10 protein-coding genes and 1 pseudogene are annotated in these 9,041 nt (G+C 67.7%); 6 read left to right on the forward strand and 5 right to left on the reverse strand.

The annotated features are described in order from the left end of the window. From ACJ8AT_RS30150 to ACJ8AT_RS30160, 3 genes and pseudogenes are all read left to right on the forward strand, one after another. A pseudogene (locus ACJ8AT_RS30150) lies at nt 1-395 on the forward strand (ABC transporter substrate-binding protein); the annotation flags it as partial. Between the two features lie 16 nt (nt 396-411). Further along, the gene (locus tag ACJ8AT_RS30155; RefSeq protein ID WP_407741385.1) at nt 412-882 is read left to right on the forward strand and encodes a hypothetical protein; all 471 of its coding nucleotides are present in this window, start codon (nt 412-414) and stop codon (nt 880-882) included. 13 nt (nt 883-895) lie between these two features. After that, nucleotides 896-1,294 (forward strand): hypothetical protein, encoded by a 399-nt coding sequence (locus ACJ8AT_RS30160; RefSeq protein WP_407741386.1) that lies wholly within the window; start codon nt 896-898, stop codon nt 1,292-1,294. A gap of 26 nt (nt 1,295-1,320) precedes the next feature. Here ACJ8AT_RS30160 and ACJ8AT_RS30165 read toward each other — a convergent pair whose 3' ends face one another. After that, entirely contained in the window at nt 1,321-3,471 is a 2,151-nt protein-coding gene (locus ACJ8AT_RS30165) for a hypothetical protein (protein ID WP_407741387.1), read from the reverse strand. 145 nt (nt 3,472-3,616) lie between these two features. Next, nucleotides 3,617-4,228, reverse strand: a complete 612-nt coding sequence (locus ACJ8AT_RS30170) for a DedA family protein (RefSeq protein ID WP_407741388.1) — start codon at nt 4,226-4,228, stop codon at nt 3,617-3,619. Nucleotides 4,229-4,333: 105 nt separating this feature from the next. On the opposite strand from ACJ8AT_RS30170, the gene ACJ8AT_RS30175 reads away from it, so the two are divergent. Beyond that, a complete protein-coding gene (locus ACJ8AT_RS30175) occupies nt 4,334-4,837 on the forward strand; it encodes a hypothetical protein (RefSeq protein WP_407741389.1) in 504 nt (167 codons plus the stop codon). 12 nt (nt 4,838-4,849) lie between these two features. Here ACJ8AT_RS30175 and ACJ8AT_RS30180 read toward each other — a convergent pair whose 3' ends face one another. The 3 genes from ACJ8AT_RS30180 to ACJ8AT_RS30190 all read right to left on the reverse strand — a co-directional run bounded on the left by ACJ8AT_RS30180 (nt 4,850) and on the right by ACJ8AT_RS30190 (nt 7,317). Next, a complete protein-coding gene (locus tag ACJ8AT_RS30180) occupies nt 4,850-5,683 on the reverse strand; it encodes a DODA-type extradiol aromatic ring-opening family dioxygenase (protein ID WP_407741390.1) in 834 nt (277 codons plus the stop codon). 35 nt (nt 5,684-5,718) lie between these two features. Beyond that, nucleotides 5,719-6,168: a DoxX family protein gene (locus ACJ8AT_RS30185; RefSeq protein WP_407741391.1), complete on the reverse strand. Its 450-nt coding sequence runs from the start codon at nt 6,166-6,168 to the stop codon at nt 5,719-5,721. Between the two features lie 126 nt (nt 6,169-6,294). Beyond that, complete coding sequence (locus ACJ8AT_RS30190; RefSeq protein ID WP_407741392.1) at nt 6,295-7,317, reverse strand: hypothetical protein; 1,023 nt, start codon at nt 7,315-7,317, stop codon at nt 6,295-6,297. 92 nt (nt 7,318-7,409) lie between these two features. On the opposite strand from ACJ8AT_RS30190, the gene ACJ8AT_RS30195 reads away from it, so the two are divergent. Both ACJ8AT_RS30195 and ACJ8AT_RS30200 read left to right on the forward strand, forming a co-directional pair. After that, entirely contained in the window at nt 7,410-8,093 is a 684-nt protein-coding gene (locus tag ACJ8AT_RS30195) for a phytochelatin synthase family protein (RefSeq protein ID WP_407741393.1), read from the forward strand. A 79-nt stretch (nt 8,094-8,172) separates the two neighbouring features. After that, nucleotides 8,173-8,964 carry an ABC transporter ATP-binding protein gene (locus ACJ8AT_RS30200; RefSeq protein ID WP_407741394.1) on the forward strand — a complete coding sequence of 264 codons (792 nt, stop codon included), beginning with the start codon at nt 8,173-8,175 and terminating at the stop codon, nt 8,962-8,964. The last annotated feature ends 77 nt before the right edge of the window (nt 8,965-9,041 follow it).

Here is a 9,041-nt window from a genome sequence, read left to right on the forward strand (position 1 = left end):
ACGTGGAGCTGCCTCCGCAGGACTACACGACGCGGCTGCGCGCGGGGCAGATTCCGGCGTTCCGGACGCTGTGGATCGCCGACTACCCGGACCCGGACAACTTCCTCTACCTGCTGCTGAACTCCAGCGCGCAGACCATTTATCCGCTCGGGTACAAGAACCCCGAGCTGGACCAGCTGACTGCTGAGGCGCGCGTGTCCATTGATCCGGATCTGCGCCACATGCTGTACCGCCGCGCCGAGGAGCTGTTCGAGAAGGACTGCCCGCTGCTGCCCCTGTACCACGACCGCATCTTCGCCGTGGCCACGCCCATGGTTCAGGATCTGCGGCTGCACATGACTCCGCCCCAGGTCCGCTTCGAGGACCTGTGGATCGACATGGACAGCAAGCCGTAGGGGCGAGGATAGCGAAATGAGATTGCTCGTCTTGATGTTTGCGGTGGCACTGGCCAGTGCGGGGTGCTCTCACACCCAAAGGCCGGAACCCCAAATCTACATCATCTCCGAGAATGCAGAGGGAGTCGGCACCGCGCTCGGAATTGGCGGCGCAGGCGGCCATGATTGCCAGAAAGAACATGAAGAGTGCATGGAGAGATGTTGGAAGAAGCGTTACCCATGGCCTCATAACTCCAAGCAATCAGGATGGTACTATCAGCGCTGCACCTCGGACTGCAAAGATCAGTACAATGAGTGCGTAAAAGAGCAGGAAGAAGCGCGACAAGGGAAGAAGCTCGAATTTTCGCGCATGGATCAAGCGCTTGATTGGATCAGGCAGCACAAGGCCGAGGTGGCATTGGGAACCGTTGTCGTCGTAGGTGGCGCTGCCTTCGTGCTCACAACGGGCGGGGCGGGTGCTTTGATTCTGGCTCCCCTTGCCCTCTAGTCAGAATGCCCCCATGAAATACAACCCCCACTTCGACGTAGACTCCGTTCTGGACATCCTCCGCGGTGTGAATGAGAAATACCCGGAAGGCTCGCCTGAGGACGAGGCGCTCCGAATCGCCGCAGTCGCGCTCTTCTACGTCCGCGAGACTCAGAAGCTGGAAGATTACCGCGAGTTCTTTCGCTCGTTCTACACGCCTGCCATTGACTACGTCGTCGTCTCTCAAACGTTTGCAACGAGAGAGGAAGCTGACGCGTGGCTCACGACTGGAAAGACTCGCGAGGGCGAGCTGATCCGCGTCGCGGGTCAAGGCTTTCAAGTCATCTCCAGGCGAAATGGACAGGGGTTCGAGCTCCTTCGAACTCCCCTGCCAGAAGAGCTGATGAAGAAATATCCTCCAGAATCAGAATGAATCTGGAGTCCTTCGCTCCACCCTGCTCAGGGCACGGCGCGCCGGGTCTCGGAGGCTCCGTTGCGCTGGGGCCAGCCTCGCGTCTCGGCGAACCCGAACGAGCCTAGATCGAACGCTTCTAGCCGCCAGATGCCGTCGCGCTCTAGCACCACGTAGAGGAAGCGGCCTACGTGTGCTGCCCCCGCGATGTGCGGCCGATCCTTCAATGAGCAGATGGCTACCCGTTCTCCTCGCGCGAAGAGCTGCACGTGCGCCAGTGGGCCTCCGTCCAGGGCAACATCCGTGAGCGTGCCCACTGCTCCGCCCTGCACCAGTAAGGCTTCGTAGAGCGTGCCCGGCGCGTCCACTGGCAGCACCGGCACTTCCCAGCTCGTGGCTCCCGTCTTCGCGTCCAGGGCTCTCAGCAGAAGTTGCTCATGCTCGGGCGTGCACGACGCTCCGCCGTCCTCCAGGCAGCCTCGCGCGAAGGCGTAGCCCACGTCGTCCAGCAGCAGCGCTGGCTCGTCGATGGGGGTGCGCGGCTGCGTGCCTCCATCCCAGGAGACTTGGGCCACCGTGCCTCCGTCCGTGGCGCCTCCGTCCGTGGTGGCGAAGTAGCGCGCTCCCGCGAAGAGGCGCCCTCCTGCCACGGCCAGCGAATTGCCTCCGTCCTCCTGCCCTTCCACGAGCGGTTGGGTGACGAAACCCGTGCCCCCGTCCTCGGGCTCCAGGTCGGCTCGCGCTACGCGCCCGCTCCCTTCGGCGGACAGCAGCACGGCGCCCTGTTCGTCGAGTGCCACTCGCGCGCCTTCGCCGCCAAAGCCTTCCACGGGCCCGGACCGGTGTACTCCTCCGTCTTTGTCGAGCAGCACCAACGTCGCGGGCGTGCCTCCGTCCTCTCCGCTATCAGGCGATGGGCCTGCGTCCTCCGCCGGTCGCCACGAGATGAGCGCCACGGCTTCTCCCTCCGCGGTCAGCGCCACCCGTCCCGCTCCCGTGAAGGGTGCCATGCCTGCTTCTTGCGGGGCCTGCTCCGCCAGCGTGGCCTGCCACAAGCGCTGGCCTGGGCTGTCCAGCGCATAGCTCTCCAGCGCGGAGGCGGGCTCGTGCATCAGGATCCCCGCATCGGACAGGGTCAGCAGCGTGCGCGGGCCTCCATCCTCGTACGGCGCCTCGAAGCGCAGCAGCCCGTTCTTCGTGAAGGCCACCAGCCGGCACCCCGCATCGTCACTGCACACCGACGCGTAGAGCCCATCCTCGCTCACCAGCAGCACCGGTCCTCCAGGCTCCGCCACCGGCATCCCGCCCAGATTCTGGGAGAAGGCCGGGCGGAGATCTCCCGCGTCCGGCCGCTGGCACTCCCCCGAGTGGCACTGCCCCTCTCCCTGGCAGGGCGTCGCCGGAGCGCACACGAAGCCCTCGGGCGTGGGCTGCGTGTGGCAACTGCCCGCGATACAGAGGTTCGCCGACTTGCAGTCCACGCTGCCGCAGAGGGTGTAGTCGGCGGCGTTCGCTTCGCCGCAGCCGCTCGTGGGCCGACATACCGCCACCTTGCAGCGATCCACCGGCGAGGGGCACACCACCGGCGTCGTCACACAGCCCTCCGTCGGCGAACATGCGTCCACCGTGCACGGGTTGTCGTCGTCACACCTCCGCGGCGAGCCCACGCATACTCCCTGCTGGCAACGGCCCTGCTCCTCGCACCGGCTGGTGGGAATGCAGACCGTCCCGTCCGGCGCCAGCGTGTCCACGCACAGGCCCGGGTTCAGCTCGAAGTGGGACTCGTGGCATTGCACCGTCGGCACGCACGCCAGGGGCCTCACCCCTTCGGCCTTGAGTTTCACCGTCTCGGTGTGGCGCGCGGCGGTGAGTTCCAGCACTCCCTCCACCGGCTCGCTCCCCGCGGTGAAGACCACCTCCAACATCACCGTCCCTCCGCCCGGCACGGACACCGAGCCCTCCGTCACCGAGAAGGGACTGCCCGTGCTCGCCGCCACCGTCACTCCGGCCCGCCCCGTGCCCACCAACGTCACCGTGCGGCGGGACTGCTCGCCCTCCAACACGCGGCCGAAGTCCACCTCCGTCTCCTCCACGCGGAAGTCCCCACGCGCGCTGCCGACTCCCGAGTCGTTACACCGGCAGCCACCGGCGAACACGAGCGCCACGAGGAACAGCAGCCAGGGCCGAGTGCGGAGCATGGGCCTGACTTAACCAGCTTCGCGTGGGAGCCTGAAGCGGAAGCCTCGGCCTCTGCCCACCGCTGATACCTGGAGCGCCCAGAGCGCTCACTCGGAGAATGAGCCGCTGCCTGCTCGCTCGGCGCTCCGTGTCCAATAGTCCGCCTCAGGTGGCCGGCGAGCGCCGCGCCAGCGCCCGGACCACCACCGCCAGCACGCCGATGACGACCAGCACCACCACCGCCATCTGGTACCGGGACACCAGCAACTCCAACCGCTCGAGGTTGCCGCCCACCATCCGGCCGATGCTCAGCACCAGCGCGGTGTGCGCCATGGCGGAGACGGCTCCCAGGAGCAGCGCGTTGCGGCGGGGGATGCGCGAGGCTCCCGCGGCGATGAAGATGACGCCTCGGATGCCCGGCAGGAAGCGGTTGACCAGCAGCAACCACGGCCCGCTTCGGCGCATCCGCGCCTGCACCTCCTCCAGCTTCGCGTGCGTTATGCCGAACAGGCTCGCCTGGGGATTGGCGTCGAAGCGCCGGCCCAGCCACGTGCCGAACCAATAGTTGATGGCCGCTCCTGCCACGCTGCCCGCCACCACCACCAGGAACACTAACGGCCACGGGTGCTGGCCTCGCACCGCGTACACCCCGCCCAGCAGGGTGATGGTGTCCCCCGGGAACGGCGGCACCACGTACTCCAGCATCGCCGCCAGCCCGAGCACCAACAGCCCCGCCATCCCCAGCGCCATGATGAAGTGATCAATGGACTCCACCATGCGCGCTCCCACCTCCCGGGGCTTCGAAGCTTGCCTGCCCCCTTCTAGCAAGAGCCCCGGTTCGGCATCCGGACGGTTGTCGCCGTAAGATGGCGGACACCTACCATGACTCCCGCTCCCCACCTCGCCCCACTCCCGAATCCCAAGCCTCCTTCCGCGCCGGCTCCGGCTCCTTCCGCGGCCTCCGCGCCCCTGCCCGCCGCTCGGCTCATGGCGCATGCCGCCGCCTGGCTCATGCTCCTGGGCCTGCTCACCGGGGGCTATGTGGCCGCGGCCATGACGGGCAAGGTGCCCGCCGATCCGCACACGGCGCTCGCCGCTCACCTCGGTGCGCTCATGGGCACCTTCTTCCTGCTCGGCGTGGCGTGGACGCTGCCCATGCTGCGCTACGGCCCCGTGGGCCAGAAGCGGCTGGCGTGGCTCTTCATCGTCCCCATCTACTCCAACTGGGCCGTCACCAGCATGAAGGCGCTGCTGCACGTGTCCGGCGTGGACTACACCGGCCAGGGCAGCAATGACGCCGTCTTCATCACGCTCAACATCACCGTGGTGGTGCCTGTGCTCATCGCCGCCGGCGCGTGGGTCTACGGCTTCCGCCGCGCCCGCTGAGCCTCGGGGCGCTCACGGCGCCGTGAGCGAGGGGCCGAACTGGAAGGAGGAAGTGCGAAACTTCCAGTTCACCATCCGCTCGGAATAGATCTTGTGCCCCACGTCCGAGCCCGCCGCCCCCGCCGCCACCATCAGGGGAATCAGGTGGTCCTCTCGGGGGTGGCACGCACGCGCGTTCGGGGCCTCGGCCCAGCGCGCGAGCTTGTTGGCGCGTGAGGCTGGATCTGGATCACACACCGCATCCGTGAGCCAGGCGTCGAACGGCTCCGAGACTCCCGCCGTGTCCACCAGCCTGCGCAGGTTGTGGTAGCTCAAGCCGCTGCCGACGATCAGCACGCCCTCGGAGCGCAGCGGCGCCAGCGCTCGGCCCAGCTCCAGGTGCTCCCGAGGATCCAGGTTCGTCTTGAGCGAGAGCTGGAGGATGGGAATGTCCGCCTGCGGGTAGATGAGCAGGAACGGCACGAAGAGCCCATGATCAAAGCCTCGCTCGCCGTCCTCCCTCACCGGCAGCCCCGCGGCCCCGAGCAGCTCCTTCACCCGCTGCGCCAGCCATGGCGAGCCCGGCGCCGGATACTTCAGCCGGTACGTGTGCTCGGGGAAGCCGGAGTAGTCGTAGAGCATGGGCGGCTGGGGGTGCGTCTGCACCGTGAACTGCTCTTCCTCCCAGTGCCCGGAGATGACGAGGACAGCCTTGGGCCTGGCGCCGATGGACGCCGCGAGCCCTCGCAGCGAAGCCGCCAGGTTCTTGAACGGATCCTCAGGCCCCCAGTCCATCCAGAAGCAGGGCCCCCCTCCATGCGAGAGGAAGAGCGTCGGCAACGGCATGGAAGGGCTCTGAGGATTCATGGCTTCACTCCTACCGGACCAGAGACAGGGGTTGCTTACGTGCGTGGCGCGATGGGGGCCTTCTTCAGCCGACCCCAGGCGACGAAGGCCGCCAGCGCGCCGAGCACCACCGGGCCGCCAATCATCGGGAACTCCCCACGGGAAATGTGCATGCCCAGCGCGAGCACCATCACCGTGGCGAGCCCCACGCCCGCCAGGCCTGTGAGGAAGGGCTTGATGCGGGTGGCGGCCGGCAGGATCAGCCCGAGCGCGCCGGCAATCTCCGCGAGGCCGATGAAGTGCACCAGCGGCCCGGGAGTCGCGGTCACCCACGCCATCTGCTTGCCCAGTTCTTCAAGCGGGACGGTCAGCTTCATGAACCCCGCCCCGATGAAGGAGAGGGCCAGCAGGACCTGGACCACCCAGAGGGCAATGTGCAGCCCCTTCGAGGGCTGGCTCGCGGGGCGGGAGAGAGAGGAAGCGGCGGTGGTGTCGTTCATGTTCATGGTGAAGAAATAGCCTGTTGCCATTGCCACTACTAGACCCGCGACATGCCACACGGTATTCACGTTCGGAGCTGCAGGAGTCCCATGCGGCCCCCGGGTTGATGCGCGGAGGCGGGTGACAGCGCATCAGCTCACGCGCTTCAGGCTCACGTGGTAGCTGAAGGGGCGGGTGATCACGCTCGCCACTTCCCAGCCTGCTCGGCGTACGAGCGCCCGGAAGGCGTCGAGCGAGCGCGGGCGAACGGTGAACTCCTGCGCGAACCTCGTGGGGCCATCGCCGCGCGTCACCGAGCCCACCACCCTGGAGTCTCCCGGCGTGCCGAGACGAAGGGCCTCGAGGTTGGTGATGATCTCCTCGTCCGTCCCGTACTCGAACAGTCCGCCCTCCGAAGAACAGCCCACCACCGCGTCACCGAGCTCCGCGTCCCGCAGCAGCTTGCGCAACGGGTCCACGTCGCGCCAGTCATAGCGGACGTGCTGAAAGCTCACGTCCAGCTCTCGCAGCGGGCCTCCCTCGGCGCGGAGCGCGGCGACCGCACGGGCCCCAAACGCGGGGCCGCTCTCGTCGGGATCCAACACGTGAATGGAGATCCGCCGCCCAGACAGCTCCCGTGGGTGCTCCTTCCGCAGCAGGAACAGCGCGTTCCAGCTGTCCGCCCCAGGCCCTCCGGCGATGTTGAAGAGCTGGACCGGGCGCTGTGGACGTGCGCTCAGCGCCGGAGCGAGCCCGTCGGCGAGCAGGCGCGCCATGTCCTCCAGGCGAAGGCGCGCCAACCTCGTCGGTGGAGCGGCGGCGATCTGGCGATCCACCCGTTTGGCCCAGCCCTGGCCCAGGTTGTCGGGGCCGAGCTTGCCCAGGTACATCGTCATCCCGCCCAGCACCCCACCCGCCCCCGCCAGCAGCCCGCGCCCCAGGACCGACCGGCCCACGATCAGCCGCAACAGCAGGCGCTGCACAGGCTTCGGGACCTTGGCTCGGCGCTGCTCGTCCCGCGCGAACTTCTCGAGCATGACGGCGATCGCCGCGTCATCGAGCTCCACCGCGAACGCCGGGTGCGTCACATCGATGACGGGGACCTCGAGCCCATCGCCCGTCACCGCGTAGCACACGCCCGGCTGCTTGTTCTTCTCGGGAATGAGGGTCGTCATCTCGGCTCGCCTGTGGGTGCGCCCGTAGGCGCTGAAGCCTCACGGTTCATATCGCAGCCTGGCGCCGGGAGTTCCACGCTAGACTCCGGCGCATGAGCCGAAAGCGTCTCGCGATAGGACTGAGTCTCCTGGTGGTACTCGGCATGGGGGCGGTCGTCGCGCGTCCGCTCCTGTTCCCAAGGCGGATGGATGTCGTCTCCATCAAGGCCAGCGCGGCCTACCAGGATCCCTCGCTCCTGGCCCGCGCCTGGCAACTTCCGGTCGCCGCGGAGTACGCGCACGCGGGCGAGGTGTTCCAGCCCAACGTGTCCTTCTGCGGCCCCACCAGCGCGGCCAATGTCCTGCGAACGCTGGGACACCCGGGGGCCACTCCGCAGCAGGTGCTCGAGGGCACGGGGAAGTGCACGCTCGGGTTCTGCTGGGGAGGCCTGACGCTGGACCAGCTCGCCGAGGTGGTCCGCGGCAACCTCAAGCCCCCAGCGGGAGTGCAGGTGCTGCGCGGCCTGAGCCTGGAGGAGTTCCGTCAGCACCTGCGCCATGTCAACGAGCCGCAGCGGCGCTACATCATCAACTTCGATCGCGGGCCGCTCTTCGGCACCGTCGGGGGACACCACTCCCCCATCGCCGGGTATCTCGAGCAGGAGGATCTGGTGCTCGTGCTCGACGTCAATGAGAAGTACCGCCCGTGGCTGGTCCCCACCGAGCGGCTCTACCAGGCCATGACCACCGTGGACAGCTCGAGCGGGCTCCAGCGGGGGCTGCTCCTCATCGAATAGCCCTGGCCTCGCGGGACGAGTGGCCGCCAACCGCCCAGCGTGAGACGGGCGTGGCGGGACATGTCATGCTGCCGCCGCGATGAGCGAGACGAGCGGTGAGCAGGCGCGCAAGCCGATGATCGAGGTGCGAGGGCTCTACAAGTCCTTCGGGGATCAGGAGATTCTGCGCGGCGTGGATCTCGTGGTGGAAGAGGGCACCACCTGCGTGCTGATGGGCGTGTCCGGCTCGGGGAAGACGGTGCTGATCAAGCACCTGGTGGGGCTGCTGCACCCGGACCGGGGCACGGTGCGCGTGGACGGAGAGGATCTCTCCCAGCTGAACGAGGCGGGGCTGGACGGGCTGCGGCGCAAGATGGGCATCCTCTTCCAGGCCAACGCCCTGTTCGACTCGCTCAACGTGTTCGACAACGTGGCCTTCCCGCTGCGCGAGCGCACTCGCATGTCGGAGCCGGAGATTCGCGAGGCGGTGAACAAGGCCCTGGCGGTAGTGGGGCTGACGCACGCGGCCCTGCGCTTCCCGGGCGAGCTGTCCGGCGGCATGCAGAAGCGCGTGGGCTTCGCTCGCGCCGCCATCCTCCAGCCGAAGATCCTCCTCTATGACGATCCGACGGCCGGCCTGGATCCGCTCACCACCGCCTCCGTCAACGAGGTCATCTTCACGGGTAAGCACCAGCTGGGCGCCACCTCGCTCGTCATCACCCCGGACGTGGCCTCCGCCTTCCGGGCGGGAGACAAGCTGGCCCTCATGCACGAGGGCCGCATCGTCGAGTTCGGCCCCCCGGAGGAGTTCCGCCGCTCGGAGCACCCGGCGGTAAAGGCGTTCCTCAACAACTGGCTGCGGCGCCAGTCCCAACGCCCCCACAAGAGCTGACGGGGCTCGCTGAGCCTTCGCTTCGGAGGTGGCGCATGGCGCAAAGGTGGACCGGAGTCTGGAAGGCCGCTGTGCTG

This window comes from Hyalangium sp. (assembly GCF_045802625.1).
Classification (GTDB): Bacteria; Myxococcota; Myxococcia; order Myxococcales; family Myxococcaceae; genus Hyalangium.

Bases quoted from the DNA above. Each gene is read 5' to 3' on its own strand.
- ACJ8AT_RS30195 (WP_407741393.1), top strand. From the start codon at position 7,410: ATGAGCCGAAAGCGTCTCGCGATAGGACTGAGTCTCCTGGTGGTACTC.
- ACJ8AT_RS30190 (WP_407741392.1), bottom strand. From the start codon at position 7,317: ATGACGACCCTCATTCCCGAGAAGAACAAGCAGCCGGGCGTGTGCTAC.
- ACJ8AT_RS30200 (WP_407741394.1), top strand. From the start codon at position 8,173: ATGAGCGAGACGAGCGGTGAGCAGGCGCGCAAGCCGATGATCGAGGTG.
- ACJ8AT_RS30170 (WP_407741388.1), bottom strand. From the start codon at position 4,228: ATGGTGGAGTCCATTGATCACTTCATCATGGCGCTGGGGATGGCGGGG.
- ACJ8AT_RS30180 (WP_407741390.1), bottom strand. From the start codon at position 5,683: ATGAATCCTCAGAGCCCTTCCATGCCGTTGCCGACGCTCTTCCTCTCG.
- ACJ8AT_RS30185 (WP_407741391.1), bottom strand. From the start codon at position 6,168: ATGAACATGAACGACACCACCGCCGCTTCCTCTCTCTCCCGCCCCGCG.
- ACJ8AT_RS30155 (WP_407741385.1), top strand. From the start codon at position 412: ATGAGATTGCTCGTCTTGATGTTTGCGGTGGCACTGGCCAGTGCGGGG.
- ACJ8AT_RS30160 (WP_407741386.1), top strand. From the start codon at position 896: ATGAAATACAACCCCCACTTCGACGTAGACTCCGTTCTGGACATCCTC.
- ACJ8AT_RS30165 (WP_407741387.1), bottom strand. From the start codon at position 3,471: ATGCTCCGCACTCGGCCCTGGCTGCTGTTCCTCGTGGCGCTCGTGTTC.
- ACJ8AT_RS30175 (WP_407741389.1), top strand. From the start codon at position 4,334: ATGACTCCCGCTCCCCACCTCGCCCCACTCCCGAATCCCAAGCCTCCT.